Source organism: Lawsonibacter asaccharolyticus, from assembly GCF_022453915.1.
Lineage (GTDB): Bacteria > Bacillota > Clostridia > Oscillospirales > Oscillospiraceae > Lawsonibacter > Lawsonibacter asaccharolyticus.
Genome location: NZ_CP091870.1, coordinates 2,829,153 through 2,854,260 on the forward strand (window position 1 = coordinate 2,829,153; position 25,108 = coordinate 2,854,260).

21 protein-coding genes and 1 pseudogene are annotated in these 25,108 nt (G+C 67.0%); 10 read left to right on the top strand and 12 right to left on the bottom strand.

Features of this window, described 5'->3' with window-relative positions; genetic code table 11:
* The first annotated feature begins 49 nt into the window (after window positions 1-49).
* Both L9O85_RS13620 and mnmE read left to right on the top strand, forming a co-directional pair.
* Complete coding sequence (locus L9O85_RS13620; protein ID WP_108980375.1) at window positions 50-1,450, top strand: NAD(P)/FAD-dependent oxidoreductase; 1,401 nt, start codon at window positions 50-52, stop codon at window positions 1,448-1,450.
* A gap of 382 nt (window positions 1,451-1,832) precedes the next feature.
* The gene (mnmE, locus tag L9O85_RS13625; RefSeq protein ID WP_301578925.1) at window positions 1,833-3,215 is read left to right on the top strand and encodes a tRNA uridine-5-carboxymethylaminomethyl(34) synthesis GTPase MnmE; all 1,383 of its coding nucleotides are present in this window, start codon (window positions 1,833-1,835) and stop codon (window positions 3,213-3,215) included.
* 47 nt (window positions 3,216-3,262) lie between these two features.
* On the opposite strand, the gene lepB (L9O85_RS13630) is transcribed toward mnmE, so the two are convergent.
* The 7 genes from lepB (L9O85_RS13630) to L9O85_RS13660 all read right to left on the bottom strand — a co-directional run bounded on the left by lepB (L9O85_RS13630) (window position 3,263) and on the right by L9O85_RS13660 (window position 11,558).
* Entirely contained in the window at window positions 3,263-3,874 is a 612-nt protein-coding gene (gene lepB / locus L9O85_RS13630) for a signal peptidase I (protein ID WP_050623308.1), read from the bottom strand.
* A 95-nt stretch (window positions 3,875-3,969) separates the two neighbouring features.
* Window positions 3,970-4,530 (bottom strand): signal peptidase I, encoded by a 561-nt coding sequence (gene lepB / locus L9O85_RS13635; protein WP_301578927.1) that lies wholly within the window; start codon window positions 4,528-4,530, stop codon window positions 3,970-3,972.
* The gene (locus tag L9O85_RS13640) at window positions 4,527-6,800 is read right to left on the bottom strand and encodes an AAA family ATPase (RefSeq protein WP_301578929.1); all 2,274 of its coding nucleotides are present in this window, start codon (window positions 6,798-6,800) and stop codon (window positions 4,527-4,529) included. The genes lepB (L9O85_RS13635) and L9O85_RS13640 overlap by 4 nt, the downstream gene beginning before the upstream one ends.
* Window positions 6,797-7,885 (bottom strand): metallophosphoesterase family protein, encoded by a 1,089-nt coding sequence (locus L9O85_RS13645; protein WP_301578931.1) that lies wholly within the window; start codon window positions 7,883-7,885, stop codon window positions 6,797-6,799. Before L9O85_RS13645 ends, L9O85_RS13640 begins: the two co-directional genes overlap by 4 nt.
* Before the next feature lie 47 nt (window positions 7,886-7,932).
* Complete coding sequence (locus L9O85_RS13650; RefSeq protein ID WP_108980371.1) at window positions 7,933-8,712, bottom strand: TIGR00282 family metallophosphoesterase; 780 nt, start codon at window positions 8,710-8,712, stop codon at window positions 7,933-7,935.
* Window positions 8,713-8,942: 230 nt separating this feature from the next.
* Window positions 8,943-10,871: an FAD-dependent oxidoreductase gene (locus tag L9O85_RS13655; protein ID WP_277102852.1), complete on the bottom strand. Its 1,929-nt coding sequence runs from the start codon at window positions 10,869-10,871 to the stop codon at window positions 8,943-8,945.
* 3 nt (window positions 10,872-10,874) lie between these two features.
* Window positions 10,875-11,558: a DUF6198 family protein gene (locus L9O85_RS13660; RefSeq protein ID WP_336454702.1), complete on the bottom strand. Its 684-nt coding sequence runs from the start codon at window positions 11,556-11,558 to the stop codon at window positions 10,875-10,877.
* Between the two features lie 142 nt (window positions 11,559-11,700).
* On the opposite strand from L9O85_RS13660, the gene L9O85_RS13665 reads away from it, so the two are divergent.
* Window positions 11,701-12,606 (top strand): LysR family transcriptional regulator, encoded by a 906-nt coding sequence (locus L9O85_RS13665; protein ID WP_301578934.1) that lies wholly within the window; start codon window positions 11,701-11,703, stop codon window positions 12,604-12,606.
* A 57-nt stretch (window positions 12,607-12,663) separates the two neighbouring features.
* Here the strand turns inward: L9O85_RS13665 and L9O85_RS13670 are convergent, their stop codons facing one another.
* The 3 genes and pseudogenes from L9O85_RS13670 to L9O85_RS13680 all read right to left on the bottom strand — a co-directional run bounded on the left by L9O85_RS13670 (window position 12,664) and on the right by L9O85_RS13680 (window position 15,979).
* Window positions 12,664-13,395 (bottom strand): TraX family protein, encoded by a 732-nt coding sequence (locus tag L9O85_RS13670; protein WP_301578935.1) that lies wholly within the window; start codon window positions 13,393-13,395, stop codon window positions 12,664-12,666.
* Between the two features lie 155 nt (window positions 13,396-13,550).
* Window positions 13,551-15,095, bottom strand: a complete 1,545-nt coding sequence (gene rny, locus L9O85_RS13675) for a ribonuclease Y (protein WP_050623300.1) — start codon at window positions 15,093-15,095, stop codon at window positions 13,551-13,553.
* A gap of 400 nt (window positions 15,096-15,495) precedes the next feature.
* Window positions 15,496-15,979: pseudogene (locus L9O85_RS13680) on the bottom strand (deoxycytidylate deaminase).
* A 158-nt stretch (window positions 15,980-16,137) separates the two neighbouring features.
* Between L9O85_RS13680 and L9O85_RS13685 the strand changes: the two are divergent.
* The gene (locus tag L9O85_RS13685; RefSeq protein WP_050623298.1) at window positions 16,138-16,533 is read left to right on the top strand and encodes a hypothetical protein; all 396 of its coding nucleotides are present in this window, start codon (window positions 16,138-16,140) and stop codon (window positions 16,531-16,533) included.
* Window positions 16,534-16,582: 49 nt separating this feature from the next.
* Here L9O85_RS13685 and L9O85_RS13690 read toward each other — a convergent pair whose 3' ends face one another.
* Both L9O85_RS13690 and L9O85_RS13695 read right to left on the bottom strand, forming a co-directional pair.
* A complete protein-coding gene (locus L9O85_RS13690; protein ID WP_276854139.1) occupies window positions 16,583-17,587 on the bottom strand; it encodes an ATP-binding protein in 1,005 nt (334 codons plus the stop codon).
* Window positions 17,588-17,590: 3 nt separating this feature from the next.
* Window positions 17,591-18,541 (bottom strand): DnaD domain protein, encoded by a 951-nt coding sequence (locus L9O85_RS13695; RefSeq protein WP_108980366.1) that lies wholly within the window; start codon window positions 18,539-18,541, stop codon window positions 17,591-17,593.
* 183 nt (window positions 18,542-18,724) lie between these two features.
* Here L9O85_RS13695 and L9O85_RS13700 point away from each other — a divergent pair, with 183 nt between their 5' ends.
* The 6 genes from L9O85_RS13700 (at window position 18,725) to L9O85_RS13725 (ending at window position 25,088) form a co-directional block, all read left to right on the top strand.
* The gene (locus L9O85_RS13700; protein WP_050623296.1) at window positions 18,725-19,039 is read left to right on the top strand and encodes a cell division protein ZapA; all 315 of its coding nucleotides are present in this window, start codon (window positions 18,725-18,727) and stop codon (window positions 19,037-19,039) included.
* 89 nt (window positions 19,040-19,128) lie between these two features.
* Window positions 19,129-21,213 carry a U32 family peptidase gene (locus tag L9O85_RS13705; protein ID WP_050623295.1) on the top strand — a complete coding sequence of 695 codons (2,085 nt, stop codon included), beginning with the start codon at window positions 19,129-19,131 and terminating at the stop codon, window positions 21,211-21,213.
* 30 nt (window positions 21,214-21,243) lie between these two features.
* Window positions 21,244-22,368, top strand: a complete 1,125-nt coding sequence (locus tag L9O85_RS13710; RefSeq protein WP_301578937.1) for an acyl-protein synthetase — start codon at window positions 21,244-21,246, stop codon at window positions 22,366-22,368.
* Window positions 22,365-23,651 carry an acyl-CoA reductase gene (locus L9O85_RS13715; protein WP_256182968.1) on the top strand — a complete coding sequence of 429 codons (1,287 nt, stop codon included), beginning with the start codon at window positions 22,365-22,367 and terminating at the stop codon, window positions 23,649-23,651. The genes L9O85_RS13710 and L9O85_RS13715 overlap by 4 nt, the downstream gene beginning before the upstream one ends.
* A gap of 37 nt (window positions 23,652-23,688) precedes the next feature.
* Window positions 23,689-24,138, top strand: coding sequence for a dUTP diphosphatase (dut, locus tag L9O85_RS13720; protein ID WP_108980363.1), 450 nt, complete (start codon window positions 23,689-23,691; stop codon window positions 24,136-24,138).
* A 29-nt stretch (window positions 24,139-24,167) separates the two neighbouring features.
* The gene (locus L9O85_RS13725; RefSeq protein WP_301578939.1) at window positions 24,168-25,088 is read left to right on the top strand and encodes a DUF2262 domain-containing protein; all 921 of its coding nucleotides are present in this window, start codon (window positions 24,168-24,170) and stop codon (window positions 25,086-25,088) included.
* The last annotated feature ends 20 nt before the right edge of the window (window positions 25,089-25,108 follow it).

A 25,108-nucleotide genomic window follows, 5' to 3' on the forward strand; every position in this document is an offset into this window, starting at 1 on the left:
GGGCGGGCCTGCCATCTGTTTTCTACTACACTATGAGAGGAGCTCTCCCATGAACCCCATGTACGACGTCGTCATCCTGGGCTGCGGCGAGGCGGGCATCTTTGCCGCCTATGAGCTGGCACGCCTCCATCCCGACCTGAAGATCACCGCCCTGGACCAGGGGCGGGATATCTACCACCGCAGCTGCCCCATCGTGGCGGGCAAGGTGAAGGAGTGCATCCACTGCCCGGTGTGCGACACCATGTGCGGCTTCGGCGGGGCCGGGGCCTTCTCTGACGGAAAGTTCAACTTCACCACCCAGTTCGGCGGCTGGCTCACCGACTTCATGGACGCCCGGGAGGTGATGGAGCTGATCGACTATGTGGACTCCATCAACGTGGCCCACGGCGCCACCACCGAGTGCTTCTCCACCTCCACCCCCGAGGCCAGGGCCCTGGAGCGCCGGGCGCTGGCCTATGACCTGCATCTGCTCCAGGCCCGGTGCAAGCACCTGGGCACAGAGAACAATCTGCGCATCCTCCAGAACATCTATGAGGGGCTGAAGGACAAGCTGGAGTTCCGGTTCAACACCCCCGTCACCCACATCGCCCGGGAGGGCGAGGATTTCCGCCTGACCCTGGGCAAGGGTGAGGAGCTCTCCTGCCGCTGGCTCATCGCCGCCCCCGGCCGCTCCGGCGCCGAGTGGTTCGCCGAGGAGTGCAAGGGCCTTGGCATCCACCTCATCAACAACCAAGTGGATATCGGCGTACGGGTGGAGCTGCCCGCCCAGGTCTTTGAGCACATCACTGACGTAGTCTACGAGTCCAAGCTTGTCTACCGCACCAAAGGGTACGGGGATCAGGTGCGCACCTTCTGCATGAATCCCTACGGCCACGTGGTGGCGGAGAACGTGGAGGGCATCAACACCGTCAACGGCCACTCCTACGCCGACCCCAAGCTGCGCAGCGAGAACACCAATTTCGCCCTTCTGGTGTCCAACCGCTTCACCCAGCCCTTTAACGAGCCCTACCGCTACGGCAAGCACATCGCCTCCCTGTCCAACATGCTGGCAGGCGGCGTGCTCGTCCAGCGCTTCGGCGATCTGGTGAAGGGCGTGCGCACCAATGAACACCGGTTAGGCAAGTCCTTCACCCGGCCCACCCTCACCGCTGCCGTCCCCGGGGACCTGTCCCTGGCCCTGCCCAAGCGGCAGCTGGATGACATCATTGAGATGATCTACGTCCTGGACAAGATCGCCCCGGGCACCGCCAATCACGACACCCTGCTCTACGGGGCGGAGGTGAAGTTCTACTCCTCCCGTCTGGAGCTGTCCGGCGAGCTGGAGACCTCCATCCCCGGCTTCTTTGCCGCCGGTGACGGGGCGGGCGTCACCCGCGGCCTGGCCCAGGCGGGCGCCTCCGGCGTCCAGGCCGCCCGGGCCATCAGCCGCCGCATCTCCCAGCAGGTCTGAGCATCCCCTCACAGTCAGGACCGCCGTATTCGCCGCATGGCGGACACGGCGGTATTCTTTCATTTTTTCCTCGCTTTTTTTTTCCGCTCCGTCCCTGTCCTCACTCCGCCTCCGGATTTTTTGACATGCGGATATACAGGGCGATGCATACCCCTGGAAACTGCCTCTCCCTCCTTCTTTTCCACCGCCGGGCGGGTTTTCCACAGTTTCCACAGGGTTTTCCACAGGGTGTTATGTTGACTCTCTGCTGTCCGTATGCAGCCCGGCGGTTTTCATAACGCCTGTCAAGGGGTTTTTTCCTCCCAGTTTGCACAAAAATATTTTTTGCAGGAACCGCTGCGTTTCCTGTCGAAGCGCGCCGCCAGGAAGGAGTATCGTTCTGATGGAGAGAACCACCGACACCATTGCCGCCGTGGCCACCCCCGCCGGGCCGGGGGCTATCGGCATCCTGCGTCTGTCCGGGCCGGAGGCCGTCTCCGCCGCGTCCGCCGCCTTCCGGGCAGCGGACGGCCGGCCGCTGGAGGCCCATCCCCCCCGCCGCCTGATCTACGGCGACCTGCTGGACCGGGAGGGGGCGGTCATCGACAAGGTGCTGGCCACCTATACCCGGGGCCCGGCCTCCTACACCGGTGAGGACACCGCTGAGCTCCACTGCCACGGCGCCCCCATGGTGCTCTCTCTGGGGCTGGAGTCCCTCTTCTCCCACGGGGCCCGACAGGCCGGACCGGGGGAGTTCACCCGCCGTGCCTTTCTTAACGGCCGTCTGGATCTGGTGCAGGCGGAGGCGGTGGGCGATCTGCTGGAAGCCTCCAGCCGGGAGGGGGCCCGCCACGCCGCCGGGCAGCTGTCCGGGGCCCTGTCCCGGCGGATCGGCGGCATCTACTCCGCCCTGGTAGACGTGATGGCCCACTTCCACGCGGTGCTGGACTACCCGGACGAGGACATCGACCCCTTCCGGGAGAGCGAACTGGAGGTGGTCCTGTCCCGGCAGGCCGCTCAGCTCCGGGCCCTTCTGGCCACCTGCCGCCGGGGCAGCCAGATCCTCCACGGCCTGCGGTGCGCCATCGTGGGCCGCCCCAACGCGGGCAAGTCCTCCCTGCTCAACGCCCTGCTGGGCTACGAACGGGCCATTGTCACTGAGATCCCCGGCACCACCCGGGACACCGTGGAGGAGACCGTCACCGTAGGGGGCACCCTGCTGCGGCTGATCGACACTGCCGGCCTGCGGGACACCCCGGACCGGGTAGAGCAGATGGGCGTGGAGCGCAGCCGGGCTGCCATGGAGTCGGCGGAGCTGATCCTGGTGCTTTGGGACAGCTCCTCCCCTGTGACACAGGAGGACGGGGAGCTTCTGTGTCAGGCCACGTCTCTGGCTCCCACCGTGCTGGTGCGGAGCAAGTCTGACCTCCTCTCCGCCCCCCTCCCCCTCCTGTCCCTGGACCCCATGCCCCCTGTGGTGGAGCTGAGCGCCAGGACAGGACAGGGCCTGGAGGAGCTGGAACAGGCCATCCGCTCCGCACTGCCCCGGCAGACCGGGGAGGAGGCCTATGGGGAGCTGCTCACCAACGCCCGCCAGGAGGAGGCGGCCTCCCGGGCGCTGGAGCGGCTGGAGGGCGCCCAGGCTGGACTGTCCGCCGGCGTCACCCCGGACGCCCTGCTTACCGACGTGGAGGAGGCCCTCTCCGCCCTGGGGGAGCTCACCGGCGCCTCCGTGCGGGAGGACATCACCGACCGGATCTTCCAGCGTTTCTGCGTTGGAAAATAAGCTGAGCGCGCGGACCTTCCGGTCCGCGCGCTCAGCTTATTTCCCCGTTACAGCAGGCCGATCCGCCCCAGCGGCCACAGCACCGCCACCGCCTGTCCCAGGATATAGTCCTCATCAATGGCGCCCAGCCACTCGTGCCGGCTGTCGGTGGAGCCGTTGCGGTTGTCTCCCATGACGAAAATGGAGTCCTCCGGCACCTCGAAGTGGGTCTCCTGCATGTGGCTGGAGGAGGGCCACAGCATCTCCTCCAGAATATAGGGCTCGTCCAGCACCTGTCCGTCCACCGCCACTGTGCCCGCGTCGTAGTCGATGTCCACCGTCTGTCCCTCCAGGGCGATGACCCGCTTGACGATGGCCTCCCCCTCCAGGAAGTCGGCAGTGGTCTTGTTCAGCACCACGATGTCCCCCTGCTCCGGCTCATAGCCCAGGGACCAAACCGCCAGCAGCTCTCCGTCCGCCAGGGTGTCATCCATGGAGTGGCCCACCACCCGGGTGATGCGCCCCAGGAAGGTGAACACCAGTACGATGCACACGATGGCAGTTACCAGGGTCTGGAGCCAGTAGAACAGTTCCTCCTGGGGCAGCTTCTCCTGCTCCTCCGCCCCCTCCTGAGGGGGCTGCTGGGGCGCTCCGGCCCGGGCCTCAAATTCTTCCGACATTGGCAAGCTCCTCCCGCTCCGACGGGCGGAGCGCACTGTGTTGATCGGTCTCTTATTATACCGGCTCCCGGCCGGGATTGCAAGGGAAATTCCCGTCACAGCAGCCGGAGGTGGTCCAGAGGCCAGATCACCGCCACCGCCCGGCCCAGCAGGCAGTCCCGGTGCACGCTGCCCACCCCGCTGTGCCGGCTGTCGGTGGAGCCGTTGCGGTTGTCCCCCAGCAGGAACAGGGAATCCGCCTCCACCTGGAACCGCGTCCCCTGCATCTCCGGCTTTTGGGGCAGGGCCATGGGCTCCAGAAGGTAGGGCTCCGCCAGGGCCTGTCCGTCCACCAGTACCCGGCCCTCCCCGTAGTCCAGCTCCACCGTCTGCCCCGCCAGAGCCACGGCCCGCTTGACGACGGCCTCCCCCTCCAGGGGTTCCGCCGTGGTCTTGCTGGCGATGACGATATCCCCGGCCCTGGACTCATAGCCCATGGACCAGACCAGCAGCAGCTCCCCGTGGGCCAGGGTGGGGTCCATGGAGCGGCCGTCCACCCGGACCACCCGGCCCACAAAGGTGAACAGCAGCACGATGCACACAACGGCCGTCATCAGGGTCTGGAGCCACTCGAACAGCCCCCTTCCCGGCTCCTTCTCCGCCATTGCTCCCCTCATGCGCCTCCTCCCCTCAGGGCGGTGCGGGTCACCCCGGGCCTGCCCTCCAGGTAGTTTCCCTCCCGCTCCTGGCAGGTGAACAGCAGGATCTGCCGCTCCCGGCCCAGTTCCGCCAGGGCGTCCAGGGCCAGAGCCATCCGCCGGTCGTCAAAGGTGACCAGCGCGTCGTCCAGCACCAGGGGGGCAGGGTCCTCCCCGGGCAGACAGAGCTGGCACACCGCCAGCCGCACCGCCAGATACAGCTGGTCCACTGTCCCTCGGGACAGTGCCAGGGACCGCCGGGGCAGCACGCTGTCCCGCTCCAGGGCGGCCGCCTCCAGTTCCCGGGTGAGGGAGACGGCAGCGTACTTTCCCCCCGTCAGGCGGGCCATCCACTCCCCCGCCCGCCGGTTCAGCTCCGGGGAGAAGCGCTCCTGGAGCTGGGTGTTGGCCCGCTTCAGGGCATCCAGGGCGATGCTGATGGCCTCATACTCCGTCTTCCGCCGGTCCAGCTCCCCCTGGAGCTCCTCCCGGCGGGCGGCCAGGGCGGCGGGGTCCCCCACCGCCCGCTGCTCCCCCAGGGCCATGCTCCTCAGCCGCTCCACCCGCTCCAGGGCGGCGGTGACGGCCGCCAGCTGCTCCTCCGTCTCCTCCGGGGGGCGCTCCGGCCGCGTCAGGCCCTCCGGCATGGCCTCCAGGGCCTGCCCGCCCTGGGCCGCCAGCTCGTCAAACAGCCTTCTGGCCCCCTCCAGCCTGGTCCGGGCCAGACCCTGCCGCTCCTCCAGGTTCAGGGCCCGGGAGAGGGCGGCGGAGCAGCCAAACAGGTCGGACACCTCCGGGGCAAAGGTGTGGACAAAGGAGAGCAGATCGACCCGGCTGTTCTCCCGCCGGGCTTTCCGGTCCGCCAGTGTCTCCCGCACCACCTTCGCCTGTCGGGAGGCCTCCTGGGCTGTTTCGTCCCGGCGGCGGTAGTCCTCCGCCAGGGCGGCGATCTCCTCCCCGCTGCCCGCCCTATACCGGGCCAGCACCTGGTCCGCCTGGGCGGAGGCCCGCCCCGCCCGGCGCAGGGCCAGGACTGCGGCCAGGGCCAGCGCCCCGCAGCAGGCCGCGCCGCCCAGGAGCCAGGGCAGGAAGCTGCCGTCCAGTACGGCGCCCAGGGCTGCGGACAGGACCAGCAGCGCCAGGCCTACACTCAGAAGGAGGGGAAAGCGGCGCTTCTCCCTACGGGCGCGCTCCAGTGCCTCCCGCCAGAGGGCCCCGTCGGCGGCCGCCCGGCTGACGGCCTCCTCCCCGCTCATCCCGTTGAAGCGGTCGTCCAGGGCCTCCCGGCGGGCCTGCTCATAGGCCTCCTCGGCCTCCCGCAGCGCCCCCTCACCCTGGCGTATCTCCTCCTCCAGCACCTTCAGGTATTGCAGCTCTCCCTGGGCCCGCTTCAGCTCCTCCCGCTCCGGCAGGGCGCCGTACCGGGCCTGCTCCCGTTCCAAAGCGTCAGCCTGCCGCCGGGCAGCCTCCAAATCCTGCCGTGCTTGGGTGTACCGGCGGTCCAGCTCCAGGGCATCCAGCCTGCGGTGGGTCCGCCGCTCCGCCTCCAGGACAGTCTTCCTGCCCTCCAGCTCCGCCTTCTCCCCCTCCAGGCGGGACAGGGTCCGGTTGGCCTCCTCCAGCCGGGAGAGCACCGCCCCGGTCTCGGCCAGCTCCCCCTCCAGTCTGGGGATCAGGCCCACGCTCTTGTTCACCTTCCTCCGGTTCAGCCACTCCCGCAGCTGCCCCTCCGCCTGGGAAAAGGACACGTCCTCCTCCCCGGAGGAAACCAGGGCGGCGATGCGCCGCTCCAGCTCCGGCACGGAGGTGACGGCCAGGGAGCCCCCCTGGCCCACGAAAGCGGAGCGTTCAAAGACCTCCTGCCCCACCCCCAGCAGGAGCTGGCCGCAGGTGTCGCCGGTCATGCCGGACACCGGCTCCTCGGTACCGGTGTAGACGGCGGAGAATGCCCCAAAGGGGCTGTTCCCCTGACGCCCCCGGCGCAGGGTGATGTCCCGCCCGTGCCAGGTGAGGACCAGCTCCCCCTCCATGGGGGCCCCGGACCAGGGCTGGTAGCGGTTCTTGTCCGCCAGATAGCCCTTCCGGTCCCTGTCCCGGGTATCGATGCCGTAGAGCATGGCCTTCAAAAAGCCCGCCCAGGTGGATTTTCCCCCCTCGTTGGGGGCCTGGATCACATTCAGTCCGGGGCCCAGCTCCAGCCGCGCCCCCTCCAGCCCCCCGAAGGAGGCTGTCATGCGTTTGATCTTCACAGTGCCACGTCCTCCCCATGCTCCAAAGCGGCCAGTCCGAACCGGACCGCCAGCTGCACCGCCTCATTCTCCGGCTCCGCCTGACAGCGCCCCTCCATCTCCCGGAGGAACAGGCCGGTGAGGGTGTCCTCCCCCCTCCGCTCCCACAGGGCCCGGGCCGCCCGGGTATGGTCCCGCAGGGTCAGGCCCCAGAACCTGGGGGAGAGCTCCCGCTCCAGCTCCCCCAGATCCAGCCCCTCCAGTCCCCGCTCCCCGGTGAGGAGGAGGCGGTAGATGTCCTCCCCCGTCTGTGTGGGCAGCGCGGCCAGCACGGCGGCGGCGGGGTCCGCCTGCCCCGTCAGGTCCACGGACAGGATCTGATACCTCCGGCGGCACAGGGGGACGAATTCCGCCTCTGTCCGCCCCTTCTCCACCTCCAGCCAGAGCACGCCCTTTTCTCCCAGCTCGTCAAAGCCACGCCCCTCGGGGCAGCCGGGGTAAGCCCAGAAAGTCTCCCCTGCCCGGCGCAGGCCGCTGTACTGGTGGACATGGCCCAGGGCCAGGTAGTCCAGCCCGCTGGCGGCGATGTCCTCCTCCGAGATGGGGCCGTAGTCCCCCTGGGCGGCCACCTCCCCGTGGAGGACGGCCAGCTGGACCCCCTCCGCCGGGGCATGAAAGCCCCGCAGGGGGGAGGCGCTCTGCCGGGGGGCGCAGAAGGCCGCTCCCCACACCGTACAGCCCAGCTCCGGCAGCCGCACTGCCCCCAGCTCCGGGCCGGTGAACAGGTGGACGTTCCCCGGCCACTCCAGCGCGGCATAGGGGGACTGGGGACCGTACCAGTCGTGGTTGCCCGGGGCCAGGAATACGGGGCAGGGGATCTCTCCCAGGGCCCGGGCCAGGGCCTGGACGGTCTCCCGAAACACCAGGTCCCCGTCCAGCAGGTCCCCGGAGAGGAGCACCAGGTCGGCCTCCCGCTCCCGGGCCAGATCGGTCAGCCGGGCCAGCAGCTCCCGCTGCTCGCCCCGCCGCCGGGCGGCCGCATCAGGCTTCAGGCCGGAAAAGGGACTGTCCAGATGGAAGTCAGCCCCGTGGAGCACTTTCAGCATGGTTCCATTCCTTTCTTGGTCGTTCAAAATGGGCCGGTCCGCCGGCATCACTCCCAGAGGTCCGCCCGGCGCACCTCCACGCACCGCTTCTTCTCCGTGTCGATGGTGAAGCGGCAGGCCTCCAGCTTGCAGGGGCCCTCCGCCTCCTCATACCGGCGGGGCAGCCCGCCCAGGAACAGGTTCATGGAGTGCTCCGGCCGGATGCCCAGCACCGAGCGGTAGGGGCCCGTCATGCCCAGGTCGGTGACGAACCCCGTCCCCTTGGGCAGCAGCTGGCAGTCCGCGGTGGGCACGTGGGTGTGGGTGCCCCACACCGCCTGAGCCCGGCCATCCAGATACCAGGCCATAGCCCCCTTCTCACTGGTGGCCTCCGCGTGGAAGTCCACCAGCACCACGTCGCAGGGGGCACCGCGGAGCAGCCGGTCCGCCGCCTGGAAGGGGCTGTCCAGGTTGGAGTTGAGCTCCAGCCGCCCCATCAGGTTCAGCACGCCGATGCGCACCCCCGCCGGTCCCCGGAATACACCGAAGCCCCGGCCCGGCACCCGGCCGGCGTAGTTGGCCGGCCGGAGGATATGACCGTCGCTGTCCAGGAAGTCCGCGATCTGAAGGCGGTTCCAGGTGTGGTTGCCCAGGGTGATCACGTCCGCCCCGGCCTCCAGGATGCCCCGGGCCTGCCGGGGGGTTATGCCCACCCCGGAGGCGTTCTCCCCGTTGACCACGGTGAAGTGGATGTCCTCCCGCTCCTGGATCTCTCTCAGGCGGCGGGACAGGATATCCTGTCCCCCCTCGCCCACCACGTCTCCCACCGCCAATATGTGAAGCAGCATGTTCGTCTCCTCCCTGGAGCGCAGCTCCGCCGCCCGGCGGCCCGCCTCCCTCCCCTTTCCGGGGCACTGTTTTTCCTATTATACGGCATGTTGCCCCAAAGCGCAAACATCTGTTTGGCCGCGGCACCTTTTCCGGCCTCCCCCCTTCGAGCGCCGCCTCTGTACACAAAGCGCCCCCGCCGGACTTTTCTGCCCGGCGGGGGCGCTGTCTCTTATTTAGAGCTGCCGTCTCAGATGGACAGCGCCGCATCCAGGGCGTCTCCGGTGGCCCGGACGGCATTTCCAGGGGCGCTGGCCGCCTCGCCCACCACCAGGACCTGGGGCACAAAAGCGGCGATACGCTCCCTCAGCTCCTCCCGGCTGCGGGTCCCCATGGCCAGCACCACGCTGTCATATCCCCGAAGGGAGCCCTCTGTCCCGTCGGCCAGGACATAATCCACCCCGTCGGGGTAGAACCGCTCCACCCGGGCGCCGGTGCGCACCAGCACCTGGGATTCCCGGAGGTTTTTCAACAGACAGCGGCGGTGCTCCGGCCGCACATCGGCGGCAATGTCCTCTTTCATCTCCACCACCGCCACCCGGTGGCCCCGCTCTCCCAGGAACTCGGCGGCCTCACAGCCGATCATGCCGCCGCCCACCACCAGGACCCCGGCGCCCACCACTGCCCTGCCCTCCAGCATGTCCTGGGCGGTGACGAAGCCGCAGCTGTCCAGGCCGGGGATGGGCGGGATCAGCGGCCCGGAACCGGTGGCCAGGATGGCAGCGTCGGGGGCCAGCTGCCGCAGCAGCTCGGGTGTGGCCCGGGTGCCGGTCCGGATCTCCACTCCGGCCTGCTGGCAGCGGACGATCATGGACCGCACCGCTGCGGAGATCTGCCCCTTTCCGGTGGGAAAGGAGGCGATGCGCAGGGTGCCGCCCAGCTGCTCCCCCTGCTCCAGAAGCACCACCTGGTGCCCCCGCCGGGCGCAGGCCCAGGCGGCGTACAGTCCCCCGGGACCGCCGCCCACTACGGCCACCCGCTTTTTCTGCCCTGCCGGGCCCCACTCCAGCTCCCGGCCCACCAGCGGGTTGACCGCGCAGGTGATGGGCCTGCCGGAGAGCATGTTGGGCACGCAGCCCAGCAGACAGCCGATGCAGGGGGCCAGGGTCTCCAGCTGCCCGTCCCTGGCCCGGTTGGGCAGCTCCGGATCGGCAATGCTCTGCCGCCCGAAGGCGATCAGGTCGGCCCGCCCCTGCCGGACCAGCAGCTCGGCGTACTGGGGCTCGGTGAAGCGGCCCACCGCGATGACGGGCACCGTCACCGCCCGCTTGATCTCCTCCACCAGCGGGGCGCTGAAGCCCCCGTGGAACTGTCCCGGCGCCCACATGAACTCGTCCCGCAGGTGGACCGCCCGGGAGACATGGATGGCATCCACACCGCACTCCTGCTCCAGATAGGCGGCCACCGCGGCGGCGTCCTGGACGCTCTGACCGCCGTCCAGCTCGTCGCTGGCGTTGATGCGGCAGAGGATGGGCATGATCCCGCCCGTCTTGCGCCGGATGTTCTCCACGATCAGCCGGGGCAGGCGGAGCCGGTTCTCGAAGCAGCCGCCGAACTCGTCGGTGCGGTGATTGGTGCGCTCAGACAGGAAGGTGCTCACCAGATAGCCGTGGGCACAGTGGACCTCCACCATGTCCAGCCCCGCCAGCTGGGCCCGGCGGGCGGCGTCCCCATAGCACTCGATCAGGCGGTAGACCTCGTCCCTGGGCATCTCCCAGGGGATCTCCCGCCCGCAGGCGGCGGGGACAGGGCTGGCCGCCTTCAAGGGGTGGCCGGTGAGGGCAGAACTGCCCTCCGGCCCCGCGTGCTGGAGCTGGACGGATACCTTAGCCCCATAGCTGTGGCAGGCCTCCGCCACCCGGCGGAAGCTGTCGATGGTGTGGTCGGCAAAGAGACAGGCCTTCCGCGGACCGCCCTTGGCCTGCTCATAGACCACAGCGGACTCGATGGTGATCAGCCCGAAGCCCCCCCTGGCCCGGGCGGCGTAGTAAGCCAGGGACCGCTGGCTGAGGCACCCGTCCGGGTCGGAGAAGTTATTGGCCATGGGGGGCACCACGAACCGGTTGGGCACCGTCACGCTGCCGATCTGAATGGGCGAAAACATGGTGGGGAATCTCATCGTTCAGCCCTCCTCTGCTGCGGCCGCCTGACGGCGGCTCAGGATAGAGACAAAGCTCACCCTGCGGTCCATCCACCCGCCGATGAGTCCGATGCACTTGCCCATGGTGAAGGCCGCCAGCACCGTGCCCACACCCAGCCCCATGATCCGGCCCAGGCCAAAAAAGGTAAGGACCGCCGTCGTCAGCAGGCAGATCACGTCAAAGGAGATCTTGATCCGGGAGTAGGCCGTTCCGGTGATCTCCGCCAGCTCCCGGGGAAACAGGTCGGTGGGGATAATGGGCATTCTGCAGCGGTTGGACAGGGCGATGCCGAAACAGATGACCAGGTAGCTGATGCAGAAGTACAACACCCGCAGAGGCAGGGTCTGGGGCAGCCAGCTGATCCAGAGCTCGTGGAAGTCGATCATGATGCCGAAGAAGAAGCCCACCACAAAGCTGAACAGGTACTCCGGCACGAACCGCTTCCGCAGGACCATCAGGCTCAGCACCAGCAGCCCCTGGAAGATATAGGTCCAGGTCCCCATGGAGACCCGGGGAAAAAGCTCAGAAAATGCATAGGGCACGCTGGAAATGGCGGAGATCCCTGAGCCCGAGCGGAGCATCAGCACCACGCCAAAGCTGTTGATCACCACCGCCAGCAAAAGGGCCAGCTCCCCCCGGAGCACCGTCTGTCTCTCTTCCATCATTGTCATCCTCCCGCGCCGGAGCGCATGTTTTTCTTACCTACAATGTAGCGCAGGGCGGGAAAATAAACAAATCAATTCTTTTTATCAAAAAATAGATTTTTTCTATAAAATATGGTACACTGGCCCAAAGGAGGGGTCCTTTGTGAATCTGTCACATCTGCGCTACTTTGTGGAGCTGGCCCACACCCGCCACTACACCCGGGCGGCGGAGCACCTGTTCATCACTCAGCCCAGCCTGAGCCACGCCATCGGCCAGCTGGAGTCGGAGCTGGGGGTCCCCCTCTTCGAGCGCAGCGGCCGCAACACCACTCTCACCCGGCTGGGGGAGGAGTTTCTGGTGTGCGCGGAGCGCACCCTCTCCACCTTGGACTCCGGGGTGGAGTCCCTGCGGCGCAGCGCCCAGGGGGAGGGGCTGATCCGCCTGGGGCTGGTGCGCCCCCTGGGGGTGGACTTCATACCCGACCTGGCCGCCCGCTTCCTGGCGGAGAATCCAGGGAAAGAGATCCACTTCACCTTCGGCACCGGGGTCACTCAGCAGCTGCTGGACGGCCTTCTGGCGCGGCGCTACGACCTGGTCTTTTCCTCTATGCCTCCGGCGGAGCTGGGGCTGAGTGCCCGGCCGGTGGTCCGTCAGGACCTGGTGCTGGTGGTGCCCCCGGACCACCCTCTGGCCGGGCGGAAGTCCATCGATCTGGAGGAGACCCTGTCCTACCCCTACGTCTCCTTCTCCAGGGGCTCCGGGATGCGGGACACGGTGGACGCCCTGTTCGGCCAGTTCCAGGCCCGCCCCCGCATCTCCTGCGAGACGGAGGAGATGGAGGTGGTGGCCGGTCTGGCCGCCCGGGGCTTCGGCATCGCGGTGGTCCCCCGGATGGACCTGCTGGACCAGCTGCCCCTGAAGGTCATCTCCATCGCCCGCCCCGCCTGGGAGCGGAGCATCTACATGGTCAGCGACGAGCGGATCTACCTCTCTCCTGTGGTCCGCAACTTCCAGCGGTTCGTGCTGGAGCAGCAGGGCGGGGAGACGGAGACCGTGCAGAAATGCTGATCGACAGTCTACACGGCCGCCCCCGCCAAAACGAGGCCAGCCGCGCTCCCTTTCTCCTCATATCCCGGCGGCCAGCCGGATCACGCCGATGGTCAGCAGGTGAGCCGGGTAAAAGGCGTAAAAGAACCATTTGGGGACCCTGATCCCCGTCCGGGCGGGGAGGAAGATGAAGGGAGCCGCCAACAGGGCAAAGGCGGTCCAGTCCACCGCGTGCCCTGCCGCCAGCAGGGCACGGGGGTCCTCCGGGCTCCCGCTCCACAGGGCGGGCAGCCAGAACAGGATATAGAGCCCCGCCCCCAGCCCCGGCCGCTCCCGGCACAGGAAGAAGATCAGCATCAGCAGGATGCCGTTGCCGGAGTAATCAAAATTGAAGAGGCTGACGCACAGGAATGCTGCGGCAAAGAGCCACCACCGCCGCGTCTGGAAGCCCCACATGGCCAGCAGACTGAGGAACAGAGTGAAGAAGATGTTCCAGTTCATCCACTCCGTCTGCCAGTCCCAGGGGTGGGTGGCCAGGATGTAACAGGGCTGGGAGATGAGAGCAAAGAGGCCCAGCCGGCCCAGATATCGCTTGATATCCCGGGTGTAGAGCAGCCCCACCGTCATGCAGTAGCAGAAGATGGGGAAGGCCAGCCGCCCCACCCAGCGAAAGGCGGGGTGCTCTGGAAAAAACACGGCCCCTATGTGGTCCAGCAGCATGGACAGGATGGCGATCAGCTTCAAAAAATCGGTGTCCAGGTTGGTGCGCAGCCGCGGGGTCGGCTGACGCCGCGCTGTCCTTTGGTCCATTTCTCTTCCTCCCCCCGCTCCGGCGCCCAATGCCGGAGCGTCTTTTGTAGGTCCAGGATAGCACAGGCCGATAAAAGGCAGGTCAAAGAGAGATGAAAGTTTTCTGAAAATGGGACAAAAATCAGGGCGCGCTTCCAAAGAAGCGCGCCCTGCTCTTATTTCGCGTACTCGATGGCTTTGGTCTCCCGCAGCAGATGCACCTTGATCTGGCCGGGGTACTCCAGCTCGTCCTCGATCTTCTTGGCAATGTCCCGGGCCAGCAGCACCATCTGGTCCTCGCTGACCACCTCGGGCTTGACCATGATGCGGACCTCCCGGCCCGCCTGGATGGCGAAGGACTTCTCCACCCCGGGGAAGGAGGAGGTGATCTCTTCCAGCATCTCCAGACGCTTGATGTAGTTCTCCAGATTCTCCCGCCGGGCTCCGGGCCGGGCCGCGGAGATGGCGTCGGCCGCCTGGACCAGGCAGGCGACGATGGTCTTGGGCTCCACATCATTGTGGTGGGCGTGGATGGCGTGGATGACGCCCTCGCTCTCCCGGTACTTCTTGGCCAGCTCCACGCCGATGGTGACATGGGAGCCCTCCACCTCGTGGTCGATGGACTTGCCCAGGTCGTGGAGCAGTCCGGCCCGCTTGGCCTCGGCCACGTTGGCGCCGATCTCGGCGGCCAGCAGGCCGGCGATGTGGGAGACCTCGATGGAGTGGTTGAGCACGTTCTGTCCGTAGCTGGTGCGGTAGTGCATCCGGCCCAGCAGCTTGACCAGCTCGGGGTGCAGACCGTGGACATTGGTCTCAAAGACCGCGCGCTCCCCTTCGGCCTTGATGGTGGCGTCCACCTCCCGCTTGGCCTTCTCCACCATCTCCTCGATGCGGGCGGGGTGGATGCGGCCGTCCAGGATCAGCTTCTCCAGGGCCAGCCGGGCAATCTCCCGGCGGACGGGGTCAAAGCAGGAGACGGTGATGGCTTCCGGCGTGTCGTCGATGATGAGGTCCACCCCGGTCAGGGTCTCCAGGGTGCGGATGTTGCGGCCCTCGCGGCCGATGATGCGGCCCTTCATTTCGTCATTGGGCAGAGGGACCACAGACACGGTGGCCTCCGCCACGTGGTCGGCGGCGCAGCGCTGGATGGCCAGGGAGATGATCTCCCGGGCCTTAGTGTCCGCCTCGTCCTTGAAGCGGGCCTCGATCTCCTTGATCTTCATGGCAGACTCGTGGGTCACATCGGCCTCCAGCTGATCCAGCAGATACTTCTTGGCCTCCTCGGCGGTGAAGCCGGAGATCCGCTCCAGGACCTCCATCTGGCTCTGCTTGATCTCCTCCGCCTCGGCCTGGGTGGCTTCCAGCTTGGCCAAACGGTTGGAGAGATGCTCCTCCTTGCGCTCCATGTTCTCGGTCTTGCGGTCCAGGTTCTCTTCCTTCTGCTGCAGCCGGCGCTCCTGCTTTTGCAGGTCGGCCCGGCGTTCCTTCTCCTCCCGCTCGTACTCGTTGCGGGCCTTCAGGATCTCCTCCTTCGCCTCTACCAGCGCCTCGCGCTTCTTGCTCTCGGCACTCTTGTACGCCTCGTTGACGATGCGCTTGGCCTCCTCTTCCGCGGAGCCGATCTCCCGTTCCGCCGTCGCCCTGCGCCGCTGGTATCCGAACAGGCCGCCCAGCACAAAGGCCAGCACAGCCACGACGCCCCCGATCATATAGGGTAACATTGGGTTTTTACACCTCCATAAATTTCAGATCTTGGAACCTGCGTTCCCTGCGGCGGACCGCCGCGGCTGCCTTTTCGGCATAAAATGAGCCGCAAGGCGCGCCGTGCCGCACAGCGGCGGAGCATCCTTGCGACAACTGAAAAACTTCCCCCATGTTTTTCATTTGTGTCCTGTTCATATTGTAAAGGCAACTGCGGTCTCTGTCAAGATTTATTCACATTTACCACAAATTTATTGTCAGACATTTTTACTCTTTTCATAACGTGCTCCCATATTTCGACAAATTTTTTATTTATTTTGCCAGCATTTCTCTCATATTTTTTGCTTGGGGGATTTTCCGCTCCGCCCGGAGGGCAGAAAAAGGCCCGGCACGCCGGATGGGCGCGCCGGGCCTTCCCGCTCAGACCTGCTGGGGCAGGGAGTCATCCTCCCGGACCCAGTCCTCCACATGGACTACGGAGTACTCCCGCTCGGTGTTTCGGATGACCACCCGGTCTATGCCCGCGTTGATGATGAGGCGCCGGCACATGGAGCAGGAGGTGGCGTCATGGAGCAGCTCGCCGCTCTTGGCCTCCCGTCCGGCCAGATAGAGGGTGGCCCCCAAGGTGTCCCGCCGTGCGGCGGAGATGATGGCGTTCATCTCCGCATGGACCGAGCGGCACAGTTCATACCGCTCTCCGCTGGGCACATTCATGGCCTCCCGAGTGCAGTAGCCCAGATCCATGCAGTTTTTTCCGCCCCCTGGGCGCGCCGTTGTACCCGGTGGAAACGATCTCGTCGTTCTTGACGATGATGGCTCCGTAGCACCGCCGCAGGCAGGTGGAGCGCTCCAGCACCGTCTCCGCGATGTCCAGATAGTAGTTCTCCTTGTCGATCCGCTTCATGGCCGCCCTCCTTTTTTCGACAGTATAGCCCAATTTGTCCGTCCGCGCAAGACAGTTTACATTTTGTTTACGATTGGTTCCTTGACCGCCGCCATTTCCCGCGGTATCATATCAACATGCCAAATTGACGGTTCCCGCTTTCCAGAGGAGGCTCTTTCATGATCCGGAATGCCATTCAGCGCTTTATGTACGGCCGGTACGGCGGCGACCAGCTCAATGTTTTCCTGCTGGTCCTGTATCTGATCTTTTATTTTATTTCTATCTGGACCAATTTTCTCCCCCTGTACTGGCTGTCTCTCGTTGTGATCGTCTGGGGACTTTTTCGAATGTTGTCCCGCAATCTCCCCCGCCGGCGGGCGGAGAACGCCAAGTTTATGCAGCTGGCCGGACCGGCCATCAACTGGTTCCACCTCCGCCGCACCATGCACCGGGACAAGGAGCACCGCTATTTCCGCTGCCCCAGCTGCGGTCAGCAGCTCCGGGTACCCAAGGGCAAGGGAAAGATCACCGTCACCTGCCGCAGCTGCGGCGCCGTCTTCCAGGAAAAAAGCTGAAGATACACGTACCGCCCAGGCCCTTTCCCGGCCTGGGCGGTCTTTTTCTTCAAAGCTGTTTCTTCCGCAGGAGCCGGATGTCCTCCCCAAAGAAGTGGAGCAGGTGGTACTCCCCCTCCAGCCGGGAGGCGATCTGGGGGGAGTAGCGGACAGCAGCCTCCTCCATAGACAGGTTAGAGGAGATGACGGTGCGCTTTCCCCCCACCAGCCGCCCGTTGATCAGCTCGTAGAGGGCGGACTGGGTGAACTGGGTGGTCAGCTCGCTGCCCAGGTCGTCCAGGATCAGCAGGTCACAGCCCAGATAGCGCCGGGTCTCGTCCCGGGCCTCCCGGCCGTCGTCGCTGTCCCGGAGGAACTTCCGGGCCTCGAACTGCGCGAACACGTTCCCCGCTGTGTCATACACCACCGAATGTCCGTTCTCCGACACAGTGCGGGCGATGCAGGCAGACAGGAAGGTCTTGCCCAGCCCGGGGGCCCCGCTGAGGAAGAGGTTTTTGAAGTAGAAGCGGCCGAACTTCTGGGCATAGTTGAGACACACCTCGTACACCAGCTCCATGTTCTCCCGGGGGGAGGTGCCCCATTCGGGCCAGAAGCTGGTGCTGTAATAGTCCATCCGGAAGGTGTCGAAGGACTGCTCCCCCAGGTCCAGCAGCTTGGACAGCTCCCGGATCTGCTCCTGGGCGCACAGCGCCCGCAGGCAGCGGCACATCTCAGTGCCCCTCCAGCCCGTGTCCCCGCACAGGGGGCAGGCGGGCTTGTCATCCAGGGCGTCCTCCGCCAGATCCATGCGGGCCAGCAGCTCCGCCCGCTCCTGCTGGAGGGCCAGGTTCTTCCGCCGCACCTCCTCCACCGTGGGAGCGCCCCCCTCCCCCCGGCGCAGGGAGGCGGCAAACAGCTCGGTCATGGTGCCCCGCAGCTGCCGGTCGATCTCCGACAGCCGGGGCTGGCGCTGACAAGCGGCCCGCCGCAGGGCCTGCTGCCGCTCCTCCCGGGCGCGGCGCTCCCCCTCCAGCCGGGCGGTGGCCCGGCGCAGGACCGCAGGGTCATATGACATCTCTTATTCCTCCTCCCGCTTCATCTGCTCCATCAGGCGGCGCATCCGCTCCATGTCCTCCCGCACCCGGCGCTCCTCTCCGGGCTGAGGAGTCCGCCCCTGGGTCGGCGCCCCGCCCCGGTTCCGGCGCAGGCCGTCCCCGGCCTGGATGGCCGCCACGGTGTGCAGCCCCTTCTCGTGCCAGCGGCGCAGGATGCCGTTCATATAGCCCCAGTCCATAGACTGCTTTTTCATCACCGTCTTCTCATAGGCCAGGCGCAGGGCCTCGTTGTCAAAGCCCATATCCTGCCAGGCGGCGATATAGGTCCTCTCCCGCTCCACCAGGGGGCGGGCCGGGATGTCCAGCAGCCGCAGCACCTCCCGTTCCCGGGTGCGCAGCTGAGCCAGCTTTTTCAGGTGGGCCTCCGCCGCCTCCACGGTGTCGATGCCCTGCCTGGACCAGGCAAAGCCCTCCTTGCGCACCTGGGAGAGGAAGGGGCGCCGCCCCGGCCCGTACTTCCGCTCCGTCTCCTCGATGCACCAGGTGACCAGCATCAGGATCACCTCGCCGGGCAGGGCCAGGTGGTCATACAGGGTGAGCAGGATCTTCAGGTCATTGGCAGACAGCCGCTTGCCCAGGCGGCGCTCCACCTCGTCCGCCAGGGCGGAGAAGGTGGAGCCCGCCTCCTGGAGGGCGGCAGTGACGTCCTGGGTGGTGTATTCGGGGGGCAGCGCCTCCTGAACAGGGGGTGCCGGGGGCGGCGGAGCGGCCTCCGCCCCCGCCATTCCCTGGGCGGAGAGCAGGTCCAGCGCCCCCTGGAGCCGCTCCCGGGGCCAGTTCAGGCCGGCGGCGTTCCCGTGGCCCAGCAGGTAGAGATACAGCAGGGCGGCGTCTCCGCTGTCCAGCCGGATCAGCCGCTCGGCCGCCGCCGCCGGCATGGACAGGATGCTGCCCGGCATCAGGGGTCCGGTCATCCCATGCCCCTCCCTTCCACAAAAGTCTGCGACCATTTTACTCTAAAATCGCCCCGGCGTAAACCTCCAAAATCCCAAGGGCAAAAAAATAAAAAATTCATGGTAAATTTGTTTTTCAAGCGGCCTGTTCTGTGGTATAATGATTGCCATCTTGAAACAGCAGAGACCGGGAGGGGCTTCACGATGAAAAACAAGATCACCGTCTCCATCGCGGGACAGGAATACACCATGGTGGCCGCCGAGGGCGAGGACTATGTCCGCCGGGTGGCCGCCCATGTGGACAGCCAGATGCGGGAGGTCCTCTCCCAGGGCCGTCTCTCCCAGGCGGACGGCGCCGTTCTGGCCGCCATGAACATCGCGGATCAGTATTTCAAGGAGCAGGAGGCCGCCGAAAACCTGCGCCGCCAGATCAAGGAGTATCTGGAGGAGGCCACCAAGCTGAAAATGGAGCTCTCCGAGGCCAAGCGGGAGATCTTCAAGCTCCAGAACCACAAATAAGCGCAGGAGAGGGGTTCCCCGCCGGGGACGGGGGCCCCTCTTCCCTGCGGACGCGCCGCCTGAGGGCGGATCTTTACGGGAGGTGCCTTATGCTGGAGCTTCTCGCCCCTGCCGGGTCCATGGAGGCGGTCACCGCCGCCGTGCAGAACGGGGCAGACGCCGTCTATCTGGGATATGGGGATTTCAACGCCCGCCGCAACGCGAAGAACTTCACCGGGGATGAAGCTGCGGCGGCGGTTTCTTATTGCCATCTGCGGGGCGTCAAGGTGTTCCTCACCCTGAACACCCTGCTCACCGACCGGGAGCTGGCCGGCGCCGCTCAGGAGGCCGCCCAGGCCAGCGCCATGGGGGTGGACGCGGTACTGGTCCAGGATCTGGGGGTGCTGCGGATGCTTCGGCAGACGGTGCCCGACCTGCCGGTCCATGCCTCCACCCAGATGACAGTCCACAGCCTGGACGGGGTGAAGCAGTGCGCCGACCTGGGGATGAGCCGGGTGGTCCTCTCCCGGGAGCTGTCCCGGGACCAGATCGAGTACATCTGCGCCCGCTCTCCGGTGGAGATCGAGGTGTTCGCCCACGGGGCCCTGTGCATGTGCTACTCCGGCCAGTGCTTCTTCTCCTCCGTCATCGGGGGACGCAGCGGCAACCGGGGGCTGTGTGCCCAGCCCTGCCGGCTGAAGTACGGCTGGGGGAACAAGGCAGACGGCAGCCCCCTGTCCCTGAAGGACATGTCCCTGGCAGGCCACCTCCGGGAACTGAGGAAGATGGGGGTGGCCTGTGTTAAGATCGAGGGGCGGATGAAGCGCCCCGAGTATGTGGCCGTGGTCACTGGCATCTATGCCCGGGCCATCCGGGAGGGGCGGGAGCCCACGGCCGAGGAGCTGGAGCAGCTGCGCTCCGCCTTCTCCCGGGACGGCTTCACGGACGGCTACTTTCTGGGGCAGACGGGGCCGGAGATGTTCGGCACCCGTCAGGACGAGGCGGAGCCCCGGGAGCTGTTCACCCAGGCCCGGGCCACCTATGAGAGCGGGGAGAACCGGAAGGAGCCGGTGCGGATGTACGCCATGCTCCGCCGGGGGGAGCCCGCCCAGGTGGCCGTCCAGGACGCTCAGGAGCATCTGGCCTCCGTCACCGGCCCGGTGCCGGAGGAGGCGGTGAACGTCCCCCTGACCCGTGAGAAGGTGGAGGGACAGCTCTCCCGCACCGGAGGGACTCCCTTCTCCTGTGAGAAGGTCACCGTCCACGTGGATGAAGGGCTCTCCCTCCCCCTGTCGGCTCTCAACGCCCTGCGCCGGCAGGCTCTGGAGGAGCTGGGCCGGCAGCGCACCGCACTGCCGGAGCGCCGCTGCGAGCCCTTCCGCCCCGGGGTGCGCTATGAGAACCGGAAGCAGCCCCCTGTCTACACCCTCTCTGTGCGCGCCGCCGAACAGGTCAGCCCGGAGCTGCTCCGCCTCGCCCCCGCCCTCCTCTACCTCCCCGCCGGGGAGGGGGCGGCCCACCCGGAGGTGGTGGAGCAGGCCCAGAAGGCCGGGGTGCGGGTGGCCGCCCTGCTGCCCCGCATCTGCACCGACCGGGAGGCACCCACCCTCTTCCAGGAGCTGGAACGGCTGCGGGCGATGGGGGTGATCGACGCCCTGGCCGGCACCCTGGACAGTGCCCGCCGGGCGGCGGAGCTGGGCTTCACCCTGCGGGGGGACTACGGTCTGGGGGTATTCAACGGCCAGACGCTGAAGGAGCTCAAGCGCCTGGGCTTCCGCTCCGCCACTCTCTCCTTTGAGCTGAAGCTGGCCCAGATCCGGGACCTGTCCAAGGGGCTGGACACCGAGCTGGTGGTCTACGGCCGCCTGCCCCTGATGATCACCGAGAACTGTATCATCCACAACCACAGCGGCCGGCACACCTGTGCCAACGTGAACCTCCTTACCGACCGGAAGGGGGAGCGCTTCCCTGTGGTGAAAGCCCCGGGCTGCCGCAATGAGATCCTCAATTCCAAGAAGCTGTTCCTGGCGGACAAGGCCGGAGACTGGCAGCGCCTGGGTCTCTGGGCAGGGCGTCTGATGTTCACCACCGAGAACGCCCGGGAGTGCGTCCAGGTGCTGGAGCGCTACCTGGGCCGGGGCAGCTATCAGCCCAACGACTACACCCGGGGCCTGTATTACCGGGGGGTAGAATAAAGCGCGGAACGCGGAGAGGAGGTCCCCCCTATGTTCAGCCGGCAGCGCCTGTTCTGGCACCGCGGGCCCTATGACCTGCCCAGCACAGACCAGCTCTTTCTCCAGGCGACGGCGGACTGCTGCGCCTTCCACATGGCCCGCTGCCCCCAGTACCGGGCCATTGCGGAGCACCTGGGCTTCTCCCCGGACCAGCTGCGCACCATGGACGACCTGGTCCGGGTGCCCATGCTGCCCACCCTGTTCTTCAAGCGCCACGCCCTCTTCTCCATGCCCCGGCGGCGGATGGTGATGAAGGTCACCTCCTCGGGGACCAGCGGCACCTTCAGCCAGGTGGGCTTCGACCTGGGCTGCGTCTGGGCGGAGGTCCCCATGGTCCTCCGGCTGGGCTGGCGGCACCGGCTCATCTCTTTCCGCCCCGCCAACTATGTGGTGCTGGGTTACAAGCCAGACCGGCGCAGCTCTGCCGGCGTCACCCGCACCATGTTCGGCATGACCTTCTTCGCCCCGCCCCTCCGCCGCTTTTATGCCCTCCGCTGGCAGGGGGAGGGCTACGTCCCTGACCTGGACGGTGCGGTGGAGGCCCTGGAGCGGTTCTCCCACTCTCCCTTCCCCACCCGGATCGTGGGCTTCCCCTCCTATCTCTGGTTCGGACTGAAGCGGATGGAAGAGCTGGGCATCTCTCTGCGCCTGCGGCCCGGTTCCAAGATCCTGCTGGCCGGGGGCTGGAAGCAGCACTGGCAGCAGCAGGTGGACAAGTCAGTGCTCTACTCCCTGGTCCGGCGGGTGCTGGGGGTGGGGGAGGAGGACATCCATGAGCTGTTCGGCGCCGTAGAGCACCCCATCTTCTATAACACCTGCCCCAGGCACCACTTCCATGTGCCTATCTACTCCCGGGTCCTGATCCGTGACCCGGCCACCCTGGAGCCCCTGCCCATGGGACAGGTGGGGCTGGTCAACCTCATCTCCCCCCTCATCCGGGCCACTCCGGTCACCAGCGTGGTCACTGACGACCTGGGCTATCTCACCCCGGGGGATGCCTGCGGGTGCGGCCTGACCTCCCCCTACCTGACCCTGCTGGGCCGGGTGGGCCTGGGGGACATCAAGACCTGCGCCGCCGGCGCGGCGGACCTGCTGGGAAAGGGGGAGGGGTTTTGATCTTCGCCAACGGACGCCTGCTCCCGGACAGCCAGCTGTCCCAGGTGCTGGAGGAGCTGGAGGAGGCGGTCAATGAGACCCGCGCCTGCCGGACCCTGGAGCCGGAGACCGTCATCTCCGCCCTCCAGGCTGTGGGGGAGCGGCTGGATCGGGGAGAGCTGGACCCGCTCATCCTCCGGTACGCCGGTCCCGGCGGGCGCCGGGAGGTGGCGCACATCCGCCCCCTGCTCCGGCGGGAGGCCCTGGAATACAAGCTGGCCGTGGAGCTGGGCATCCCGCTCTACTCCTTTCAGGAGCGGCCCTTCGGCCGCACCCAGACCGTTCCTCTGGGCACCCTGTTCCATGTCACCGCCGGCAATGTAGACGGCCTGCCCGCCTTCAGCGCAGTGGAGGGCCTGCTCACCGGCAATATCAATCTGGTGAAGCTGCCCTCCGGGGACCAGGGGCTCTCCCTGGCCGTCTTTCAGCTGCTGACGGAGCAGGAGCCCCGTCTGGCCCCCTTCCTCTACGCCTTCCAGATCCCATCCCGGGACACCGCCGCCCTGCGACGGCTGGCAGATCTGGCAGACGGGGCGGTGGTGTGGGGCGGCGACGGGGCGGTGACTGCCCTGCGGCAGCTGGCCCCGCCCGGCTGCAAGCTGATGGAGTGGGGCCACCGCCTCAGCTTTGCCTATCTGTCCCGGTGGGAGGGAGAGGAGGACGCTCTCTCCGCTCTGGCGGAGCACCTCATCCAGACCGGGGGACTGCTCTGCTCCTCCTGCCAGGTCATCTTTCTGGACACGGACGCCCTCGGGGAGGGGGAGGCCTTCTGCCGGAGCTTTCTCCCCCTGCTGGAGCGGGCAGCGGACCGCTTCCGTGCTGCCCTTGGGGAGAAGGGGGAGGGGAGCCTGTACGCTTGGGAGACCCGGCTGGAGCACGCCGCCGACCGGCTGCCCGGCACCCTGTTTCCCGGCCGGGGCTGCTCCCTCACCCTGCGGGAGGACCGGGAGCTGGAGCTCTCCCCCCTCCACGGCAATGTGCTGGTGAAGTGTCTGCCCCAGAAGGCTCTGCTCCCTGTCCTGAGGCGGCAGAAGGGCCGTCTCCAGACCGCGGGGCTGCTCTGTCCGGCCCAGGACCGGCCCGCCCTCACCCAGCTCCTCGCCCGGGCCGGAGTGACCCGGATCGCCCCGCCGGGCAGCATGTCCCGCACTCTCTCCGGGGAGGGACACGACGGGGAATTCCCCCTGCGGCGGTACGTCCGGACGGTGGACATCCAGGAGCCGTCCCCGGACCGCCCCATCTGACTGTTGATACTAACTGACCGCAAAGGAGCCGATCATTATGGAACTGAACGTCAAAGCCCTCTCCCCCAAGATCGGGACAGAGATCCCCGCCCCCTTCTACGCCAGCGCCGGCGCCGCCGCCATGGATCTGCATGCCTGTGTGGACCAGGCGGTGACCATCCCCGCCGGCGGGCGGGCGGTGATCCCCACTGGCATCGCCATCGCCCTCCCCTCCGCCGGCTATGTGGCCCTGGTCTTCGCCCGCAGCGGCCTGGGCATCAAACACGGCATCGCCCCTGCCAACTGCGTGGGCGTCATCGACAGCGACTACCGGGGAGAGATCCTGGTGGGACTCCAGAACTCCGGGGACGCAGACTACGTCATCCAGCCCGCTGACCGCATCGCCCAGCTGATGGTGGTCCCGGTGGTCCAGGCCCAGGTGAAGATGGTGGACCAGCTGGATGAGACCCAGCGGGGCGCCGGTGGCTTCGGCTCCACCGGGAAATAGAGATCCGCTGAGAGAGGAGGGTTTGGGCCATGTTCGGATTTTTCAAAAAAAAGGGCGGGGAGATCCCCGAGGAACAGCAGCGGCAGCAGAGGGGGGCTCAGGAGGGGCAGACGCGGCAGGACGCCGCGGAGGTCCCCCAGGAGTTCCGCGCCCTGGGCCAGGACTTTCTGCCGGAGGAGCTGAACATCCTGGCCGTCACCGGGGCCAGCGGCTTCGGCGGCGGGCGCAGCCAGGGGGAGAAGCTGTGGACCGCCTCCATCGGCCTGACCGCCTGGATGGAGGAGGACAGCCCTGACATCCACCAGGGTGACTTCCGCCTGGTAGCCCTGGCCGACGACCGTCTGATGGACTATCTGCGCCAGCGGGTGCCCCGGGACTTCATTATCAAGTGCCGGGCCCGGCTCTCTGTGGACGGCAGCCGCCTGCTGATGCTGGAGCTGCCCCAGCCCGGCTTCGACCCCGACCTGAAGGCCATCCTGGATGAGCAGAAAAAGCCTGTGAGCACCTGGGTGGAGGGGCTGGGCACCTTCACCCTGAACCGCACTGTGGACTGGTTCGAGGCCACCGTGGACTGGCTGGGCAGCGAGATCGCCCTGGACTTCGACCGGGGCGTGCCGGAGGAGATGGCCTCCGCCCAGGAGACCGGACGGGCCCTGATGGCCAGTCAGGCGGACTGGGACCACCGGGTGCGCTCCTATGCCGCCCAAGAGCTGCTCTCCCTGGCCAACGACTGGGCGGCGGACGCCCGGGAGGAGGAGGACGAGGACAGCGGCGCGCCGCTGGTCACCCAGGAGCAGTTCATGGAGCGCATGGAGCTGGAGTCCATCCAGCTGCTGCCCCAGGGCGGGTTCGAGTTCTGGTTCAACGACGGGGATCTGTTCTGGGGCCACTCCATCCACGTCACCGGCTCCCTGGAGTCAGGGCCGGAGAGCGCCCAGATGGAGGGCTGAGTCCCCGCGCTCCAATTCAT

What these genes read in the sequence shown, in the direction of transcription:
- L9O85_RS13670 (WP_301578935.1), bottom strand. Translation starts at nt 13,395, where the DNA reads ATGGACCAAAGGACAGCGCGGCGTCAGCCGACCCCGCGGCTGCGCACC.
- lepB (WP_050623308.1), bottom strand. Translation starts at nt 3,874, where the DNA reads ATGTCGGAAGAATTTGAGGCCCGGGCCGGAGCGCCCCAGCAGCCCCCT.
- L9O85_RS13695 (WP_108980366.1), bottom strand. Translation starts at nt 18,541, where the DNA reads ATGACCGGACCCCTGATGCCGGGCAGCATCCTGTCCATGCCGGCGGCG.
- L9O85_RS13645 (WP_301578931.1), bottom strand. Translation starts at nt 7,885, where the DNA reads ATGCTGAAAGTGCTCCACGGGGCTGACTTCCATCTGGACAGTCCCTTT.
- L9O85_RS13660 (WP_336454702.1), bottom strand. Translation starts at nt 11,558, where the DNA reads ATGATGGAAGAGAGACAGACGGTGCTCCGGGGGGAGCTGGCCCTTTTG.
- L9O85_RS13685 (WP_050623298.1), top strand. Translation starts at nt 16,138, where the DNA reads ATGATCCGGAATGCCATTCAGCGCTTTATGTACGGCCGGTACGGCGGC.
- L9O85_RS13650 (WP_108980371.1), bottom strand. Translation starts at nt 8,712, where the DNA reads ATGCTGCTTCACATATTGGCGGTGGGAGACGTGGTGGGCGAGGGGGGA.
- L9O85_RS13710 (WP_301578937.1), top strand. Translation starts at nt 21,244, where the DNA reads ATGTTCAGCCGGCAGCGCCTGTTCTGGCACCGCGGGCCCTATGACCTG.
- L9O85_RS13620 (WP_108980375.1), top strand. Translation starts at nt 50, where the DNA reads ATGAACCCCATGTACGACGTCGTCATCCTGGGCTGCGGCGAGGCGGGC.
- rny (WP_050623300.1), bottom strand. Translation starts at nt 15,095, where the DNA reads ATGTTACCCTATATGATCGGGGGCGTCGTGGCTGTGCTGGCCTTTGTG.
- L9O85_RS13705 (WP_050623295.1), top strand. Translation starts at nt 19,129, where the DNA reads ATGCTGGAGCTTCTCGCCCCTGCCGGGTCCATGGAGGCGGTCACCGCC.
- L9O85_RS13690 (WP_276854139.1), bottom strand. Translation starts at nt 17,587, where the DNA reads ATGTCATATGACCCTGCGGTCCTGCGCCGGGCCACCGCCCGGCTGGAG.
- L9O85_RS13725 (WP_301578939.1), top strand. Translation starts at nt 24,168, where the DNA reads ATGTTCGGATTTTTCAAAAAAAAGGGCGGGGAGATCCCCGAGGAACAG.
- dut (WP_108980363.1), top strand. Translation starts at nt 23,689, where the DNA reads ATGGAACTGAACGTCAAAGCCCTCTCCCCCAAGATCGGGACAGAGATC.
- mnmE (WP_301578925.1), top strand. Translation starts at nt 1,833, where the DNA reads ATGGAGAGAACCACCGACACCATTGCCGCCGTGGCCACCCCCGCCGGG.
- L9O85_RS13700 (WP_050623296.1), top strand. Translation starts at nt 18,725, where the DNA reads ATGAAAAACAAGATCACCGTCTCCATCGCGGGACAGGAATACACCATG.
- L9O85_RS13655 (WP_277102852.1), bottom strand. Translation starts at nt 10,871, where the DNA reads ATGAGATTCCCCACCATGTTTTCGCCCATTCAGATCGGCAGCGTGACG.
- lepB (WP_301578927.1), bottom strand. Translation starts at nt 4,530, where the DNA reads ATGAGGGGAGCAATGGCGGAGAAGGAGCCGGGAAGGGGGCTGTTCGAG.